Here is a 17,095-nt window from a genome sequence, read left to right on the forward strand (position 1 = left end):
TGATGTCCTTTCGCTTTACATAGTCAGTCTACAAAATACATCCAGTGAAACAGCGATCCAAATACTTTCCCGAATACGATGGCCATCAGCAGAACAACTATTTTGCCGTCAATCCCAAGCCTTTTGGCCAGCAGCGGCAGGACGTTAAGCACTTCTGTAAGTGCTGCCGCCACCATCCCCACAAAAATCCCGCCTGCCAGACCGAAAAGAACAAGGATAAAACCCGGAAAGTAAAGCCGCGGGTCCTGAAGGCTTGCAGATGTTCCTGCAACCGCCCCGATTACAACTGCCCATTCATAGTGATGGATCATTTTCATTGTCTTTGACAGCTGGGTCAGCCTTGGAATGATCCCCAGCACAGTCAGAAACGCAACAAATCCTGCCCCCACAGAGACGCCTCCCGCAAATCCCAGGAAAATGACGATAATGATGCTAATGGTCATCAAGGTTCTTCATGCTTTCTTTATTTTCATGCATGATGACATACCGGTCGAGATCCTGCTGGTAATTGAACATTTCAACCTCCAGCGGGCTGGGCTCCTCATTGAGCCTTTTTTTGAAAACATGATTAAAGAAAATGATCATGCCAAGTCCAAGGCCAAGAGAATAGGGAATTTGGAACAGCAGGGGCTTTTTCTCCACTTTTCCGGTGATGATTGTATAAATCCGCTGATGCACTGTCTGCATGCTGACATCTTCATGAAAATTCATGATTGTCAGTGCGGCACCAAAAAACAGCAAAAACCAGATTAGCAGGAAAAACGCTGTGGATGCTTTTTTCTTTTTATAGATCACCTCAATGATTGTCTGGGAGGGACCGACAGCCTGTATATCGAGCTGCAGCTTTTCTGCGGCAATGGCCTGGATCACCTGGACAATGTCAATGACAATGATATTCCGGTCATGATCTGAAACGTGATGGATGGAAAGATTCCCTAACCGTTCATAAAGTGTTTCATCGGCAATAATCAAGGCAATGTCCTTTAGCTGGACGGAAGCCTGCGGACGCACTTGAATACGGTTCCTGAGCCGGACATAAACCGTTTTTTCCATTATGATCACTTCCCAAACAGTGTTTTCCTTGTATAAATAGTATTCGTAATAAAATTCCAATCATGTCGACCAAAAATTGGGGATAATGGAAAGCCGCTCTGGACTGCCCGGGAATCAGTACACAAAAAAGACCGGATGGATTCACATATCCATCCGGTCTTTCATCTGCTGCAGGATTTTCTTCTCGAGCCGGGAGACCTGCACCTGTGATATTCCCAGCCTTGCTGCCACTTCAGACTGTGTCTGATCTTTATAATATCTGAGATAAACAATCAGCCTTTCCCGCTCATCCAGCTCGCGGATTGCCTCTTTGAGGGCTATCTGGTCAAACCACTTGCCATCATTGCCATCATCGATCTGATCCAGCAGTGTGATAGGGTCGCCGTCGTTTTCATATACAGTTTCATGAATGGAGGATGGCGTCCTGCCTGCTTCCTGGGCAAGGATGATATCCTCAGGAGGGATTTCCAGATAAGCGGAAAGCTCTGTTACAGTCGGAATCCTTCCAAAAGTCTTGGTCAGCTCGTCTTTTGCCTTGCGGATTTTATTTCCCATTTCCTTCAGGGAGCGGCTCACCTTCACAGTTCCATCATCCCGGATGAAACGCTGTATCTCCCCGATGATCATAGGAACGGCATAGGTTGAAAACTTTACATCATAGCTCAGATCAAATTTATCAACCGACTTCAAGAGGCCGATGCAGCCGATCTGGAATAAATCATCCGGCTCATATCCTCTGTTTAGAAAACGCTGGACCACTGACCAGACGAGCCTCATGTTTTTCTGGACAATCGTGTCCCGTGCCCCCTGGTCTCCTGCCTGGCTTTTTTGTATGAGCTCTTTTACCTCGTGATCCTTGAGATACGTCTGGGTCTTATCTGTCTTTACCTCCACATCCATAGCATGACTCCCTTAATTGCATAGCATTTTACTGTTTGATAAATGCTTCCTTAAACGGATTTCGGTGCCTTCTCCTGGGTGTGAGCGAACTTCTATCTCATCCATGAAATTTTCCATGATTGTAAAGCCCATGCCGGAACGTTCCAGCTCTGGTTTGGTTGTAAACAGCGGCTGCCTGGCCTCTTCCACATCCCCGATCCCGAGCCCTTCATCTCTGATTGTCATATCAACGAAGCCGTCCTCAATACTGACAAAAATATAGACAATCCCTTTACTGTCATTGTTATAGCCATGGATGATCGAGTTGGTAACTGCCTCTGATACGACCGTCTTGATTTCAGTCAGTTCATCCATTGTCGGATCAAGCTGGGCGATGAAAGCCGCGACGGTCACCCGGGCAAAGGACTCATTCTGGCTCAAAGCGCTGAATTGCAGATTCATTTCATTTTTCATTGTCAGGCAACCCCCAATCGCTGAAGTGCAAATTCTTCAGTCGGCTCAAGACGGATGATTTTAAACAGCCCGGACATATCGAATAGCCTCTGTACCGCCGGTGAAATGGCACAGACGACCATCTCGCCGTGAAGCTGCTTAATTTGCTTATACCTGCCCAGGATCACTCCAAGGCCTGAGCTGTCCATAAAGGATAATTGCTCCAGATTGAGGACAATGTGGCGGATCCCATAAGACTCTATGGCGTTTGTTGCCTTTTCCCTTAATTCATCTGCCGAATGGTGGTCCAATTCTCCGCTTAAGCGAATGCACAGCACATCATTTTTTACTTCCAATCCAATCATCAGACTCATGACTGATAGCCTCCTTCTCTGCTGCCGGAACCATTTACAGATCCGGCCGGCTGTCCATGCCTCATCTCCTGCATGGATCAAGCCTTTCTAGAGAGTCAATTTCGCTGAAGGAGGCCCTTATTCCTTCCTGAAGGCAAAACTAGTGCGGTTTCGCTAAATTTTCCTTGATGCACCTTTTTTTCGACATCAATTTGATTTCGTGAAAATGCCGAGAGCCCGTTTATAGAGCGTCCACCAGCCTGCCTCTTTCACTTCGCTTTTGGCCACCAGCGGGCTTTCCACGATTGTCTTCCCATCTTTTTCAACTTTCAGCGTACCAATTTGATCGCCTTTAGCTATTGGGGCTTTCAGGTCTTTTTTCAGGACGACGGTTTTCTTGACTGCCTTTGTGTCTTCGCCTTTTTTCGTCAGCAGTGAGATCGGCTCGCTTGTCAGAGCTTCGACCTGCTTTATCTCGCCTTTGCTGACTTTGGCAGAACCTAAAGCTTCATTCCGCTTATACATTGGATGTGTCTCATACTGGCTGAAAGCATAATCCAGCATCTTGGTTACCTGAGCATTTCTTTCTTTCGATGTCGGAGCACCAAAGACAACTGCGATTACCCTCATCCCGTTTTTCTCAGCTGTAGCCGTCAGGCAATATTTCGCTTCATTTGTAAAGCCTGTCTTCAATCCGTCGACTCCCGGATAGAAGCGGACCAGCCTGTTTGTATTGACCAGCCAGAATTTCTTGTCGGTATCTTCCCTTAAATAAGCTTCATATGTTCCTGTAAACTTGGTTATGCCTTCATATTTCAGCAGTTCCTTTGCCATAAGTGCCATATCATGGGCTGTGCTGTAGTGCTCGGTTACAGGCAGGCCTGTTGCATTCTTGAAAATCGTGTCCTTCAAGCCAAGGTCTTTGGCTTTTTTATTCATCAGCTTGACGAATTCTTCTTCTGAACCGGCGAGCCTCTCAGCCATGGCAACAGATGCATCATTTCCTGATCCGATGGCAATCCCCTTCAGCATCTGTTCTGTTGTCATTTCTTCGCCCGGTTCCAGGAATATTTGCGAGCCGCCCATGGATGCTGCATATTCACTCGCCCTGATCTTTTCATCCATGGAAAGCTTGCCCTTATCAATCGCTTCCATGATCAAAAGCATGGTCATGATCTTAGTCATGCTTGCTGGAGGCAGCTGTTCATTGCTGTTCTGCTCATATAAAACAGCCCCGGTATCCCGCTCAATCAAGATCGCCGATTTTACGTTGTCAACCAGCTTGACGCCGCTTTCTTCGGCTAAGGCTGCCGGTGCCATCATTGCTGATAGTAAAACAAACACCATTATAGAAACGATTCGCTTCATCACATAACCCTCCATTCTTTATAGCCTCCATTTTTTCCAAAGGAGACAAATTTATACAATAAATTGGCGGAGGTACGGTTTTTATTTTACATGAGCCGTTTCAGATGGGTTTGAGAATTTAAGAGCTTGTATAATGGAGGGATTGCCCGAGAGCTGGAGAGGCTGCTTTCACTTATTTTCGGAGTGCTCTAAGGGGACCGGAAAGCACGCGGGAGTCAAGGCATAAAAAAGCTGCACCCTTAAGGGATGCAGCTTTTCCATACAATGTTATTCAGTAATTTCTTCATGCACCAGTACAGGGGCATCTACTTTGGAAGCCGTGATTTTGATGCTGCTGTACAGGCGTTCTTTGACTTCTTCAACGTTTTCGAAATTGCTGTAGATGGTGGCAAGTGATTCTCCTTTTGAGACAGTGTCGCCGATCTTCTTGCGGAGCATGAGCCCGACGGCAAGATCGATTTCAGATTCTTTAGTTGCCCTTCCTGCACCAAGGACCATGGCAGCCGTTCCTACGGCGTCAGCGACAATTTCTGAAACATAGCCATCTTCTTTTGCTTCAAGTTCATAAACAAATTTGGCCTGCGGCAAACGGGAAGGATCATCGACAACAGAAGCGTCCCCTCCCTGTGAGCTGAGGAAGGTTTTCATTGCTTCAAGGGCGGATCCGTCCTTGATTGCCTGTTCAAGCATTTCTCGTGCTTGTGCCGGGGTTTCTGCCTTTTCAGCCAGCACAACCATATGGCTGCCTAGTACAAGGCACAGCTCAGTCAGATCTTCCGGTCCTTCGCCTTTTAATGTGTCGATTGCTTCTTTCACTTCCAAGGCATTGCCGATGGCAAAGCCAAGCGGCTGGCTCATATCTGAAATGACTGCCATCGTCTTGCGGCCGACATTGTTCCCGATCCTCACCATTGCTTTCGCAAGTTCTCTTGAATCGTCAAGCGTCTTCATGAAGGCGCCAGCCCCCGTTTTCACATCAAGGACAATGGCATCTGCGCCGGCTGCAATCTTCTTGCTCATGATAGAGCTGGCAATGAGCGGGATGCTGTCTACCGTCGCTGTTACATCGCGGAGGGCATATAATTTTTTATCCGCCGGCGTAAGATTACCGCTCTGTCCGATGACGGCAATTTTGTTCTGATTGACCAGCTTGATGAACTCTTCGTTTTCTATCTCTACATGGAAGCCTTCAACCGCCTCCAGCTTATCGATGGTACCGCCTGTATGGCCAAGGCCGCGGCCGGACATTTTAGCGACCGGGACACCGACAGCCGCTACAAGAGGGCCGAGCACCAGCGTAGTTGTATCGCCGACTCCCCCTGTGGAATGCTTGTCGACTTTAATGCCTTCGATTTTTGACAGATCGATTTTATCGCCTGATTCTACCATGCTCATCGTCAGGTCGGCTCTCTCACTTTCTGTCATGCCCTGGAAAAAGATAGCCATCGTTAAAGCACTGATCTGATAGTCAGGAATTGAACCGTCAGTATAGCCTTTTATTATGAATTGGATTTCTTCCGAAGACAGCTCTTTGCCGTCGCGTTTCTTTTCTATTAAGTCAACCATTCTCATATTCGTCACCACTTTTTCTTTATTTAAGCACCAAACTGGCGTACAAGCTCTTTCACATAAGAGAGGAAGTTCGCCTTCACTTTTTCAGTCGTTTCAATTACTTCTTCATGGTTTAAAGGCTGATCCAGTATGCCTGCTGCCATATTGGAAATGCAGGAAATACCCAGTACTTTCAGGCCTGCATGCCTGGCCACGATTACCTCAGGTATCGTCGACATTCCGACTGCGTCACCGCCCATAGTGCGGAGCATCCTCACTTCTGCAGGCGTTTCATATGTAGGGCCGGTATTGCCAACATATACACCTTCCTGGATGCTGATATTCAGCTTGCCTGCAATCTCTCTTGCCTGCTGGCGCAGATCCCTGGAGTATGCTTCCGACATATCAGGAAAACGGACGCCAAGCTTGGAGTCATTAGGTCCAATCAGAGGATTGCTTCCCATATTGTTGATATGGTCCGAGATAAGCATTAAATCTCCTGGTGCAAAGCTTTCATTAACACCGCCGGCAGCGTTTGTCACGATCAGGATTTCCACTCCGAGCTCCTTCATGACTCTTACAGGGAAAGTGACCTTGTCGAAGCTGTAGCCTTCATAATAGTGGAAGCGCCCTTGCATAGCCACAGCCTGTACACCGTTCAGAAGGCCGAATACAAGCTGGCCTGCATGCCCTTCAACTGTTGAAACAGGGAAATCAGGAATTTCATTATAAGGTATTTTCACTGGCTGTTCGATTTCATCTGCCAGAACGCCGAGCCCGGAGCCAAGAATCAAACCGATTTTAGGCGTTTCTCCATACTTTTCTTTTAAAAATTGTGCTGCATTTTGAATTTTTCCGTAGTCCATTTTATAATCCCCTTTTTATCAGACAGTACTGAGCGGATAACCGGCCGCAGCCATCGCCTGCCAATCTCCTTCTATGGCTCAGCTTGTCAGTTGTTTAAAATATGACCCGGGCTTACAATTCACCCAGAAAGCTTTTTCCGAATTTTGGCGCGGCCACAGCAAAGTTTTCCGCTACAGTAGCGCCGATATCGGCGAATGTCTGCCTGATTGGCAGCTCTTTTCCGACCGCCATGCCCTTAGAATAAGCCAATAATGGGACATATTCACGTGTATGGTCTGTCCCGGGATGTACCGGGTCATTCCCGTGGTCAGCCGTAATGATGAGCAGATCATCTTCCTTCAGCTTATCAAACACTTCCGGAAGGCGGGCATCATATTCTTCCAGCGCTTTCCCGTAGCCCTCCGGGTCCCGTCTATGTCCGAAAAGGGCATCAAAGTCCACAAGATTCAAGAAGCTCAAGCCTGTGAAATCCATATCCATCGTTTCGAGGAGCTTATCCATCCCGTCCATGTTAGAGACAGTGCGCAGTGACTTTGTCACACCTTCGCCGTCATAGATGTCGGAAATCTTTCCGATGGCCAGTACATCCAGTCCGCCGTCCTTCAGCTCATTCATGACCGTCCTGTCAAATGGCTTCAGGGCATAATCATGCCTGTTCGCTGTCCGCTTGAATGCACCAGGCTGTCCGATGAAAGGACGTGCTATCACTCTTCCAACCATGTATTTCTCATCAAGTGTCAGTTCCCTGGCGATTTTACAGATTGTGTACAGCTCATCAATCGGCACAATCTCTTCATGGGCTGCAATCTGAAGGACCGAGTCAGCCGAGGTATACACAATCAGGGCTCCTGTCTTCATATGCTCTTCCCCAAGCTCATCAAGGATCTCAGTGCCGCTTGCCGGCTTGTTCCCGATGATCTTTCTGCCTGTGCGGGCTTCAAGCTCTGACAAAAGCTCATCCGGGAAGCCGTCCGGGAATACCCTGAACGGTGTCTCGATATTCAGCCCCATGATCTCCCAATGCCCTGTCATGGTGTCTTTTCCGTTTGATGCTTCCTGCATCTTTGTATAAGAAGCGAGCGGCTTCTCTGATTTTTCAATACCTTTGATTTCTTTGATATTGCTGAGGCCCAGCCGGCCCATGTTCGGCATGTTCAGCCCGTTCATCCTTTCAGCGATATGGCCAAGCGTATCAGATCCCTTGTCGCCGAAGCGCTCAGCATCCGCTGCCTCGCCAATTCCCACCGAATCCATAACAATTAGAAAGATTCTTTTATATGTATGCGAATTCATGTGCTCTCCTCCTAAACATGTACACGTTTTCAATTTATTTTACAAATATATGTTACCCTTTTTCAAAAGTATTAACCTGCGAGAGGTTTAGAATCGTCAGAAGTCTGACATCTATATTCTACAAAACAAATAACCTAAAAAACAAGAAAAAACTGCTTTATATTCAGCAGTTTTATCAGATTTATTTTTTTGCAGATTTATAAACTCCAGTTTTATCAGGCACGGGGATGAAATTTTGAATATACATCCTTCAGCCTTGTTTTCGTGACATGGGTATATATCTGGGTTGTTGATATATCCGCATGACCGAGCATCTCCTGTACTGCCCGCAAATCTGCTCCATTTTCCAGCAGATGGGTGGCAAAAGAATGCCTTAGAGTATGAGGGGTAAGCTCTTTTTCAATGCCCGCATCGCCTGCAAGCTTTTTCAGTATTTTCCAGAACCCCTGGCGGGTCAGCTGCCTTCCATGATGGTTCAGGAATAATGTATCATCTCTGCGGCTTTTCGAAACAAAATTCGGCCTTCCATGCAGAAGATATCTTTCAATTGCTTCTGAAGCTGTTTTCCCAATCGGAATGATTCTTTCTTTATTTCCTTTCCCGATGCAGCGGACAAAGCCCATTGTCAGATGGACATCGCCTATCTGCAGTCCGATCAGTTCACTGACCCTGATTCCTGTTGCATACAGGAGCTCAAGCATCGCTTTGTCGCGGAGGCTGTAATGGCTCGAGTCTGAGGGCGATTCCAGGAGGGTTTCCACTTCTGCCATGCTCAGGACCTTTGGAAGGCTTCTTTCCTGCTGCGGCGACTCAATATGTACAGATGGATCATTTTCGCATACCTTCTCCCTGAGCAGGAACTGATGGAAGGCACGGATGGAAGCGATATGCCTGGCAAGGGTCTTGGCAGATTTCCCCTGTTCCTTCAGCTTTTTCAGGAACTGGACGATATGGACCCTTTGGACTTCATTCAAACTGGCAAGCCCTTCGCTTTTCACAATGAATTTAAGATAATTTTTCAAATCCCGTTCATAAGAGACAATTGTATTGTTGGCAAGTCCCTTTTCAATCAATAAAAAGTGAACAAAATCTTTCAGCCTGTCTTCCATTTATGCATTACTCCCCATTGTGGTAAAACAGAATCAGTCTGTCAAACCAGTCGGTTTCATCAGAAACTGCATCACCAGATACCCTGACGGCGCTGCCTTCCGGCTCATCATAACGGTGATAGCTCTGATATTCTTCATTTAACCATAAAAGCCCATAATAAAAAAGGATTGTACATCCCGTAAACAGGACAAATACCTTCAATGTTTTAAACGTCATAATCATCCAGGATCTCATCATTCTTCCTCCAGCTGCATTCTATAATAAAAGATATGCCAAGCTGGACAAGATTTATACCTTCCCGGCTAAAGCTTTTGGCATTTCCGGCTTTTTTTCGGAGAATAATAAAAACCTTTTCCGGTTTAAAGAAAAGGTTCCAGTCAATCAGCCTCATCGGCGCTTTCTTCTTTATCCTGGCAGCGGTAGCAGATGCCATGAAATGTCAGGCGGTGATCTTTGATCTTAAAGTTCCAGTCACGCTCAACTATCGCTTCGACATCCTCCAGAAGGTCATCCTGGATCTCATCTACTGCCCCGCATTCTATGCATACTAAATGGTGGTGGAAATGGGCGGCGCCTTCCTGCCTCAGGTCATAGCGGGAAACTCCATCACCAAAATTGATTTTATCGACAATTTTCAGTTCCGTTAACAGCTCCAGTGTGCGATAAACGGTCGCCAGTCCTATCTCAGGCGACTTCTCTTTGACAAGGAGGTATACATCTTCCGCGCTCAGATGATCTTCTTCATTCTCCAGCAGCACACGGACTGTTGCTTCACGCTGCGGTGTTAATTTATAGCTTGACGAATGCAGCTGTTTTTTAATTCTATCTATTCTGGTCTCCATCCCGTAAAGTCCCTCCCTCGCACTGTCAGTTCTCATTATAACAGATAGGGAGATGTTTTCAAAATAAAATCATTATAAATAAGAAGATACAATTATTATAATAAAATATATTCATTCTTATATTATAATCACTACAAAATAAGCAATCAAGGCTTTATACTGCTGACAACCGATTTCATCAAAGCCGGGGAAAGATAGGCTTCTATGCCGGCAGCCACTGATAATAATAGAACTGCCGCGCAGAACACCGCCAGGTACCTTCCAAACATCGGCACGACCGGCTGGCCGAGATTTTTCATAAATTGCCTCCTGATCATCTTTAAAGACAGAGCCACTGTCATCGCTGCGGTGATGATAAAGATCGGAATGATGATGATATTCTGCGGCATAACTGATACAAAGGAAAGCAGGAACCCATCCCAGCCCATCCTGTTTACAAGAAAGCCGACTGTAAATCCGACAACCATACCCTTCATAAATAACAGCACGAGGATGACCGGCAGGCCGATGATGGAAATGCCGAGAAGCCACATCAGTCCAATGAACTTGCTGTTATGGAACAGGCTCTGGATAAAAAGATCATGTGACTCAGCTACAGTGCCGGCCGATACCTGTCCAAAAAATTGCGACAGATAGTAATATAAATCTTCCTTTTGATTGAAGCTCAGGCTGTTCACCACTACGGCACCGAAAATGACCCCCATCAGAAACAGGACGATGACGAATAAGTAGATCGAGGAATGCTCGCGAAAATGATTGGCTGCAAAGTTCTGGTACATACGTTTTTTCATTGCTCTTCCTCCTGTAAAATCTATTACTACATCCTATGCAGGGAAGAACAGTCTATGCCAGGATTCTATCATTTTGCCATTATTTTAAAAATATATTGCCAGTCTTTGTGCCACCCGATATAATCGGAACAATCACAAAGGAGGAGTGGAAAATGAATCCAATTTTAATCGACTTTCCTGAAATCATTGCAGAGACAGAAAGATTGTATATCCGGCCTTGCCTGCCAGGCGATGGCAAAGATGTGTATGATGCTGTCATAGCATCAAATGATGAGCTGAAAAAATGGCTGCCTTTCGCTGCCAAGGAACAGTCCCTCGAAGAAACAGAAGCAGGCATCCGCCGGTCATATGCCCAATTTTGGCTGAGGGAAGATATCCGCCTCCATATATACCGCAAAGAAGACGGCCAATTCATCGGATCGACCGGGCTGCACCGCATCGACTGGGAGGCCCGCAGGTTTGAAATCGGCTATTGGTGCGATTCGCGCCATCATAAGAAAGGTTATATCTCAGAAGCGGTCGAAGCTCTTATTGAGTTTACATTCAGCAGCCTGTCTGCCAACAGAATTGAGATCCGGTGCGATCCGGAGAACACAGCCAGCAGAAAAATCCCCGAGAGGCTCGGCTTTACGCTGGAAGCTACCTTAAGAAAAAATACCCTCTGCGCCAGCGGTGATGTGCTGCGGGACACTTGTATTTTTGCAAAGTTAAAAGAATAGAAAAAACCGGATCCGCTCTCTGGATCCGGTTTTTCGTTAGATATTTACAGTTATAGCCCGGCTCCTGTGTTCGTCCCCTTCAGCTGCTATTCCTGCTCAACTTTTCCGTACTTCCCTCCGCCGCCTGCTTTCAAGCTAAGCCGGCCGCTCCTCGCTTTGACGATCAGCCTAGCAAGCTTATCTGGAATGACCTCTTCCAGTGCCTCCTTCGGCACTCTGTGGAGTATGTCCATTTCAGTCCCAAAATGGTCCAGCAGCCTTTCCAGTATCTTTGGGCCGAGGCCGGGAATGAATTCGAGCGGCACTTGATGGACATATGGCGGCCTGTCTGCCGGTGCACTCCCAGCTGTCTTAAGCTCCATAATCCGATCGGCCACTCCCTTCACCTGCTTTATGCTTCCGCACTTCCGGCAGCCATTATGACCGGAAGCGAGGGGGGAATGGCAGTCCAGACAAACTGTCTGATGATATTTCCCCAGCTGCGGGTCCAGTCCGTAATTGGCGGAAATCCTTCTCCCTCCCTCTCTTTTCAAGGCTAAATGAAACTCATTGAATGAAGGCCCGGCCATTTCAATCTGCTGATATTCCCTGGCTATTTTTCCGAGAGAGTGAGCATCTGAATTTGTAAGAAAAGGGTACTGGTGCAGCTCATGAATCATATCAGCCATTTCTGTATCCGAACTCAGGCCCAGCTCGATCCCATCGATAAGATCTTTATCGAAGACCTCTTCAAGCGACCGGTCGACACCTTTTCCATACATGCTCTTGAAAGGCGTAAAGACATGGGCCGGAATGAATAATCCGCCAAGCGCTTTTACCTGTGACTGCAACTCTTTTCCTGATGCATAGATACGCTGTGAGCTTAAATGGATATTTTTAAGGCGGCCTTTCAGCCACAAAGAGAATTCCTTCATCACATCAAGGTTTGGAAAATAGCAGAGAACGTGGATGGGGCCCTTGCAGCTTTCATCATAGATTTCAAGCTCTGATCCTGGAATGATTGCGAGGCCGCCGTACAGCAGACCTCCTTCAGGCGATTGCACAAGCTCGCCCGTGGCCATAAGTTCTTCCATCTCGTCAATTACCTCTGGTGAATGGCAGTCAATAATCCCGATCATATCCAGGCCTTTACTGTCCCTTGCATGCTCGATGATATTGGAAAACACAAGTGATCTGGCCCCCGTTATTTTAACGGCGCGCCCTGACTTTGTCCGGCCGATATGGATGTGCATATCGGCATAATAAGTTTGAAGCATCATCTGTTCTTCAGCTGTTCGATCTGGAGATACTGGACAGCATAGACTGTTTTGGCATCATGGATTTTTTGCTCTTCTATATAAGCCTGCGCCTCTTCAAGAGTAAGTTCAATAACATCGACGAATTCATCCTCATCCGGAATGGCGGGATTTTCTATTTTTCTCAGTTTTCTGGCAGCATATATATGGAGAATCTCATCAGCGAATCCGGGTGAAGTATAAAAGGAAACGAGCTTTTCGATTTCTCCGCAAACATAGCCTGTCTCTTCTTCCAGCTCTCTTTTTGCACAAAGCTCCGGATCCTCGCCTTTTTCAAGCTTGCCTGCCGGAATTTCCACAATTGCCTTTTCAAGAGGTTTTCTGAACTGCTCTACCATCACGATTTTGTTGTCATCTGTAAGGGGAATGACAGCAACCGCTCCAGGATGCTTGACAATTTCCCGTTTTGAGTTTTTTCCGTTCGGCAGCTCCACATCGTCCACCTGAAGGGAGATGACCTTCCCGTTAAAAATCTGCTCTGTTTTTATCGTTTTTTCTTCTAAAGGATGCTTCACTGTTCTATCACTCCAGTTCTAATCCGATTATCTGCTCATACATTTTATCATACTTTATTTGGGGGAGTATGAATTGAAAATCCGCGTCCACTCTAAAGGCGTCATCCTTGCAGGCAAGGCATGGGAGATTCGTGAAAAATTGAGAGAGTACACAGTGAAACATACGCTGATCAAGGAATGGATCGATTCGGCAGAGGCAGCTGCCACCCCGGAAAAAGTCCGGCTCCGGAGGATAAAATAGTCTCTTATATTTGTGGCCATGCCCTTCTTTTAGATACAATGGACTCATCATAAGTTCGAGGTGAAAATATGAAAAAGAGAGAGCTTGGAAAGACAGGACTATATGTAAGCGAGCTGGGACTTGGCTGCATGTCCCTTGGAACAGATGCCCTTGAAGGAAGGAAGATCATCGAGGCAGCTTTGGAAGAAGGAATCAATTATTTTGATACCGCCGATCTATACGATTTCGGGGAAAATGAAAAGATTGTCGGCGAAGCACTCAAGGAAGTGCGCGAAAACGTCATTATTGCTACAAAAGCAGGCAACCGCTGGAATGAAGCAAAGGACGGCTGGAGCTGGGATCCTTCTAAGGCTTATATTAAAGAAGCGGTCAAGGGAAGCCTGAAGCGGCTGGGAACAGATTATATCGATTTGTATCAGCTTCACGGCGGAACCCTTGATGATCCGATAGATGAAACAATTGAAGCATTTGAAGAACTGAAGGAAGAGGGCTTTATCCGCCACTATGGAATCTCCTCCATCAGGCCGAATGTGATCCGGGAATACGTGAAAAGGTCCAATATCGCTTCTGTCATGATGCAATACAGCATCCTTGACCGCCGCCCGGAGGAGACAGCCCTTCCGCTTCTTAAAGAGAAAGCTATCAGCGCCGTGGTCCGCGGCCCTCTCGCCAAGGGGATGCTGAGCGATAAGATGCTCGGGAAAGCCCCAGGTTCTGTAAAGGAAAACGGTTATCTTGATTACAGCTACAAAGAGCTGGAAGACATTCTCCGCCACCTGAAAGAAGCTTCCGGCAATCGTTCGATGACAGAATTGGCCTTCCAATATGTCCTTTCCAGCCCTGCAGTCGCTTCTGTGGCTGCCGGCGCCAGCTCGGCCGCACAGGTCAGGGAGAATGCTAGGGCCGCGGCAGCTGGCCCTTTATCGGCTGAAGAACTGGCGGCCATCCAGTCTATCAGCCTGGCAAATCAATATGGACAGCACAGATAGGCCCTGGCGATTCCCGAGTAACGAAGAAAAGGAACAGGATCAAGTTAGATCCTGTTCCTTTCCTTCATTCTGCAGGTGCCAAGCCAGCGCCTTTTCATCAAGCAGCTTCACCACCGGATCCTTTTCCTTTATATAGGACTCAATATCATAAGGGTATTTCCGGGCGGCTACCAGCTTTGTCCTGCTGTATAAATCGGCTTCCTCCGGATGCTTCCGCAAATAATCCCGGAACAGCAGATGGCGGCCGATTTCAGGGTGCCCCTTTGGATAGCCGTGCAAATGGACCAGCCTTTCACCTGCTTCGGTAAATCTCACAAAATACCTCCGGCCGGGGATGCCGTTTTCTCCTTTTGCTGTATAGCCCCACCCCTGCAGTTTGGGTGCTGCCTCATCAAAGATGCCGGCATTGTCCGCTTCGGCCAGGATATCGATGATCGGCTTGGCGCTCATGCCGGGAATGGAGGTGCTTCCGATATGGTGTATGGGAGCTGATTCTCCAAAGACAGCGGCAAGGAGCTGTTTTTCCTCCTGAAAAGAATCGGCCCAGCTCCTGCTGTACGGCTGGACATCCACCTTCCTTGGCCGGGTTTCCATCATTTATACTCTTTCCAATTTAGATCGCTATCCTGGAGAAGCTCTTCAAAGCTCTTATTCTTCTCTCTTAAACGCCGTTCCTCTATCTTTCTTTTTTCCTCTTCCTCAGCCTTCTTCAATTCCTCATCCTTCAGCTGCTTCTTTGCTGCCTTCAGCTGATCCATCAGGTCCTGATTGAGCATATCCCCCAGTGTAACCGGCTTGTCGTCTTTTTTCTGCTGTGCTGTTTGGCGTTTTTTCTTCATGTTCTATCCCTCTTTTTGCGTATTTACAGGATATTATAGCATACAAGGAGCAGTGCCGAATTCTTCCCTGCTCATGTAAGGATCAGCTGATAAATTCGAGGAACTCGATTCTGTTCCCGAACGGATCTTCTGTAAAGAAGCGGTTTCTTCCATCAATCGGCGGCTCCTCCTTGATCACTGTGCCTGCCTCTTCCAGCCTGCTCCGCAGTCCCGCGAGATCTTCAACCACAAATCCAGGATGGGCCTTCCTGGACGGAAGGAAATCTTCCTGGATGCCGATGTGCACCTCCTGGCTGCCGCAGAGGAACCAGCAGCCGCCCCTCTTTTGCAGATTTCCAGGCTTGGGGATTTCCTCAAGCCCCAGCAGCTTTCCGTAAAATTCCCTGGCCTGCTCTTCTGTCCCTTTTGGAGCTGCCAGCTGAATATGATCGATCCCTTTAAAAGTGATTCCCATTTAAATTCCCCTCTCTATACAGAAGAAAGGTACAGCCGCAGAGGCTGCACCCAACTCTCATTAAAATGCCTCTGTTAAGACCGAGTCGTCCACCTGCAGTTCCGGCCCGGTCGAGCTGACCACCTCTTCAACCGTAAAGCCTTTCGCCACCTCAATCAGCTTCAGCCCCCCTGCTGTTACATCAATAACAGCCCGCTCGGTGATGATGCGGTCCACGACCCCTTTGCCAGTCAGCGGGAGGGAGCAGGACTTGAGGATCTTGCTTTCCCCGTTTTTATTTGTATGCTCCATGATGACGATGATCTTTTGCGCCCCATGGACAAGATCCATCGCACCGCCCATGCCTTTGATCATTTTGCCGGGGATCATCCAATTGGCCAGGTCCCCTTCCTCGGAAACCTCCATGCCCCCCAGAATGGCGACATTGACATGCCCGCCCCGGATCATCGCAAAAGATTCAGCACTGTCAAAATAGGCTGCACCCGGTATGGCCGTCACGGTTTCTTTTCCGGCATTGATCAGGTCGGCATCCACATCTTCCTTATCCGGATAGGGGCCGATCCCAAGAAGCCCGTTCTCGGATTGAAGGACCACTTCCTTGTTGCCGGAAATATAATTAGCCACAAGTGTCGGCATGCCTATGCCGAGGTTTACATAAAATCCGTCTTCAATTTCTTTCTCTGCCCGTCTGGCAATTTTCTCGCGCACGGCACCTTTATCGCTGCTCATATCTGCTGCTCCTTTCTCTCCTTAATTATGATTTGACAGTCAGCCGCTCAATCCGTTTTTCCTGGCTGCCTTTAATAAGGCTTTGCACATAAATGCTCGGCGTGTGGATGTTTTCCGGCTCAAGCCCGCCAGTCTCTACAAGGTTCTCCACTTCCGCTATGGTTGTTTTCCCTGCGGCTGCGATCATTGGATTGAAATTCCTCGCCGTTTTCCGGTATACGAGATTTCCCATACGATCCCCTTTCCAGGCCCGGACAAGGCTGAAGTCTGCGGCAAGCGCCTCTTCAAGCAAATATTCCTTTCCGTTGAAAATCCTGGTCTCTTTTCCTTCGGCAATCGGGGTTCCTACTCCGGCAGGTGTATAAAATGCCGGAATGCCGGCTCCGCCGGCGCGGATTTTCTCAGCAAGCGTTCCCTGCGGCAGCAGTTCGACTTCAATTTCACCTGATAGTACCTGGCGCTCAAATTCCTTATTCTCACCTACATAAGATCCGACCATTTTTTTGATCTGCTTGTTTTTTAACAGAAGGCCAAGACCCCAATCGTCCACTCCGCAGTTGTTGGAGATAACGGTCAGATCCTTCACCCCTTTTTCCACGAGGGCAAGTATTAGATTCTCAGGAATGCCGCAAAGTCCGAAGCCGCCCACCATCAGTACCGCTCCGTCCTGGATGCCGGCAACTGCTTCCTGGAAGGATGTATGTATTTTTTTCATCGTTTCTCTCCTCTCATTTTTTTCTTTTTTTGCTGTTCT

General features: G+C 47.5%; 23 protein-coding genes. 3 read left to right on the top strand and 20 right to left on the bottom strand.

Annotated elements, in window-relative coordinates:
- Nucleotides 1-23 precede the first annotated feature (23 nt).
- The 13 genes from CYJ37_RS13225 to spoIIM all read right to left on the bottom strand — a co-directional run bounded on the left by CYJ37_RS13225 (nucleotide 24) and on the right by spoIIM (nucleotide 10,560).
- On the bottom strand, nucleotides 24-443 hold the full coding sequence (locus tag CYJ37_RS13225) for a stage V sporulation protein AB (protein ID WP_009794763.1): 420 nt from the start codon (nucleotides 441-443) through the stop codon (nucleotides 24-26).
- Nucleotides 433-1,053 carry a stage V sporulation protein AA gene (locus CYJ37_RS13230; RefSeq protein ID WP_022544158.1) on the bottom strand — a complete coding sequence of 207 codons (621 nt, stop codon included), beginning with the start codon at nucleotides 1,051-1,053 and terminating at the stop codon, nucleotides 433-435. The genes CYJ37_RS13225 and CYJ37_RS13230 overlap by 11 nt, the downstream gene beginning before the upstream one ends.
- 141 nt (nucleotides 1,054-1,194) lie before the next feature.
- Nucleotides 1,195-1,953: an RNA polymerase sporulation sigma factor SigF gene (gene sigF, locus CYJ37_RS13235; RefSeq protein ID WP_009794761.1), complete on the bottom strand. Its 759-nt coding sequence runs from the start codon at nucleotides 1,951-1,953 to the stop codon at nucleotides 1,195-1,197.
- Nucleotides 1,954-1,965: 12 nt separating this feature from the next.
- On the bottom strand, nucleotides 1,966-2,406 hold the full coding sequence (spoIIAB, locus tag CYJ37_RS13240) for an anti-sigma F factor (protein WP_101550218.1): 441 nt from the start codon (nucleotides 2,404-2,406) through the stop codon (nucleotides 1,966-1,968).
- 2 nt (nucleotides 2,407-2,408) lie between these two features.
- Nucleotides 2,409-2,759, bottom strand: a complete 351-nt coding sequence (gene spoIIAA / locus CYJ37_RS13245; protein ID WP_009794759.1) for an anti-sigma F factor antagonist — start codon at nucleotides 2,757-2,759, stop codon at nucleotides 2,409-2,411.
- A 186-nt stretch (nucleotides 2,760-2,945) separates the two neighbouring features.
- Nucleotides 2,946-4,106, bottom strand: coding sequence for a D-alanyl-D-alanine carboxypeptidase family protein (locus CYJ37_RS13250; protein ID WP_035403067.1), 1,161 nt, complete (start codon nucleotides 4,104-4,106; stop codon nucleotides 2,946-2,948).
- 267 nt (nucleotides 4,107-4,373) lie between these two features.
- Entirely contained in the window at nucleotides 4,374-5,678 is a 1,305-nt protein-coding gene (locus CYJ37_RS13255) for a pyrimidine-nucleoside phosphorylase (RefSeq protein ID WP_101550220.1), read from the bottom strand.
- 23 nt (nucleotides 5,679-5,701) lie between these two features.
- Nucleotides 5,702-6,523 (bottom strand): purine-nucleoside phosphorylase, encoded by an 822-nt coding sequence (locus tag CYJ37_RS13260; RefSeq protein ID WP_101550222.1) that lies wholly within the window; start codon nucleotides 6,521-6,523, stop codon nucleotides 5,702-5,704.
- A 112-nt stretch (nucleotides 6,524-6,635) separates the two neighbouring features.
- Nucleotides 6,636-7,817: a phosphopentomutase gene (gene deoB, locus CYJ37_RS13265; protein ID WP_094767118.1), complete on the bottom strand. Its 1,182-nt coding sequence runs from the start codon at nucleotides 7,815-7,817 to the stop codon at nucleotides 6,636-6,638.
- 215 nt (nucleotides 7,818-8,032) lie between these two features.
- Nucleotides 8,033-8,926, bottom strand: a complete 894-nt coding sequence (xerD, locus tag CYJ37_RS13270; protein WP_009794754.1) for a site-specific tyrosine recombinase XerD — start codon at nucleotides 8,924-8,926, stop codon at nucleotides 8,033-8,035.
- A 7-nt stretch (nucleotides 8,927-8,933) separates the two neighbouring features.
- Nucleotides 8,934-9,161 (bottom strand): YqzK family protein, encoded by a 228-nt coding sequence (locus CYJ37_RS13275; RefSeq protein WP_022544160.1) that lies wholly within the window; start codon nucleotides 9,159-9,161, stop codon nucleotides 8,934-8,936.
- A 143-nt stretch (nucleotides 9,162-9,304) separates the two neighbouring features.
- Nucleotides 9,305-9,769, bottom strand: coding sequence for a ferric iron uptake transcriptional regulator (fur, locus tag CYJ37_RS13285; RefSeq protein ID WP_022544161.1), 465 nt, complete (start codon nucleotides 9,767-9,769; stop codon nucleotides 9,305-9,307).
- 146 nt (nucleotides 9,770-9,915) lie between these two features.
- Nucleotides 9,916-10,560: a stage II sporulation protein M gene (spoIIM, locus tag CYJ37_RS13290; protein ID WP_022544162.1), complete on the bottom strand. Its 645-nt coding sequence runs from the start codon at nucleotides 10,558-10,560 to the stop codon at nucleotides 9,916-9,918.
- Nucleotides 10,561-10,712: 152 nt separating this feature from the next.
- Here spoIIM and CYJ37_RS13295 point away from each other — a divergent pair, with 152 nt between their 5' ends.
- Nucleotides 10,713-11,279: a GNAT family N-acetyltransferase gene (locus CYJ37_RS13295; RefSeq protein WP_101550224.1), complete on the top strand. Its 567-nt coding sequence runs from the start codon at nucleotides 10,713-10,715 to the stop codon at nucleotides 11,277-11,279.
- A gap of 86 nt (nucleotides 11,280-11,365) precedes the next feature.
- Here CYJ37_RS13295 and CYJ37_RS13300 read toward each other — a convergent pair whose 3' ends face one another.
- Both CYJ37_RS13300 and CYJ37_RS13305 read right to left on the bottom strand, forming a co-directional pair.
- Nucleotides 11,366-12,538 (bottom strand): endonuclease Q family protein, encoded by a 1,173-nt coding sequence (locus tag CYJ37_RS13300; RefSeq protein ID WP_101550227.1) that lies wholly within the window; start codon nucleotides 12,536-12,538, stop codon nucleotides 11,366-11,368.
- Nucleotides 12,535-13,089: an NUDIX hydrolase gene (locus CYJ37_RS13305; protein WP_101550229.1), complete on the bottom strand. Its 555-nt coding sequence runs from the start codon at nucleotides 13,087-13,089 to the stop codon at nucleotides 12,535-12,537. The genes CYJ37_RS13300 and CYJ37_RS13305 overlap by 4 nt, the downstream gene beginning before the upstream one ends.
- A 73-nt stretch (nucleotides 13,090-13,162) precedes the next feature.
- Here CYJ37_RS13305 and mciZ point away from each other — a divergent pair, with 73 nt between their 5' ends.
- A complete protein-coding gene (mciZ, locus tag CYJ37_RS13310) occupies nucleotides 13,163-13,330 on the top strand; it encodes a Z-ring formation inhibitor MciZ (RefSeq protein WP_022544165.1) in 168 nt (55 codons plus the stop codon).
- A gap of 68 nt (nucleotides 13,331-13,398) precedes the next feature.
- Nucleotides 13,399-14,319 carry an aldo/keto reductase gene (locus CYJ37_RS13315; RefSeq protein WP_009794745.1) on the top strand — a complete coding sequence of 307 codons (921 nt, stop codon included), beginning with the start codon at nucleotides 13,399-13,401 and terminating at the stop codon, nucleotides 14,317-14,319.
- Between the two features lie 39 nt (nucleotides 14,320-14,358).
- Here the strand turns inward: CYJ37_RS13315 and CYJ37_RS13320 are convergent, their stop codons facing one another.
- From CYJ37_RS13320 to CYJ37_RS13340, 5 genes are all read right to left on the bottom strand, one after another.
- Complete coding sequence (locus tag CYJ37_RS13320) at nucleotides 14,359-14,916, bottom strand: GrpB family protein (protein WP_240683998.1); 558 nt, start codon at nucleotides 14,914-14,916, stop codon at nucleotides 14,359-14,361.
- The gene (locus tag CYJ37_RS13325; protein WP_009794743.1) at nucleotides 14,913-15,158 is read right to left on the bottom strand and encodes a YqkE family protein; all 246 of its coding nucleotides are present in this window, start codon (nucleotides 15,156-15,158) and stop codon (nucleotides 14,913-14,915) included. Before CYJ37_RS13325 ends, CYJ37_RS13320 begins: the two co-directional genes overlap by 4 nt.
- 82 nt (nucleotides 15,159-15,240) lie before the next feature.
- On the bottom strand, nucleotides 15,241-15,612 hold the full coding sequence (locus tag CYJ37_RS13330) for a VOC family protein (protein ID WP_101550232.1): 372 nt from the start codon (nucleotides 15,610-15,612) through the stop codon (nucleotides 15,241-15,243).
- A gap of 60 nt (nucleotides 15,613-15,672) precedes the next feature.
- Entirely contained in the window at nucleotides 15,673-16,341 is a 669-nt protein-coding gene (locus tag CYJ37_RS13335) for a 3-oxoacid CoA-transferase subunit B (RefSeq protein ID WP_009794741.1), read from the bottom strand.
- 25 nt (nucleotides 16,342-16,366) lie between these two features.
- The gene (locus CYJ37_RS13340) at nucleotides 16,367-17,056 is read right to left on the bottom strand and encodes a CoA transferase subunit A (RefSeq protein ID WP_101550234.1); all 690 of its coding nucleotides are present in this window, start codon (nucleotides 17,054-17,056) and stop codon (nucleotides 16,367-16,369) included.
- Between the last annotated feature and the right edge of the window lie 39 nt (nucleotides 17,057-17,095).

Origin of the sequence: Bacillus sp. UMB0728, from assembly GCF_002858875.1 — a bacterium.
Classification (GTDB): domain Bacteria; phylum Bacillota; class Bacilli; order Bacillales; family Cytobacillaceae; genus Bacillus_AB; species Bacillus_AB infantis.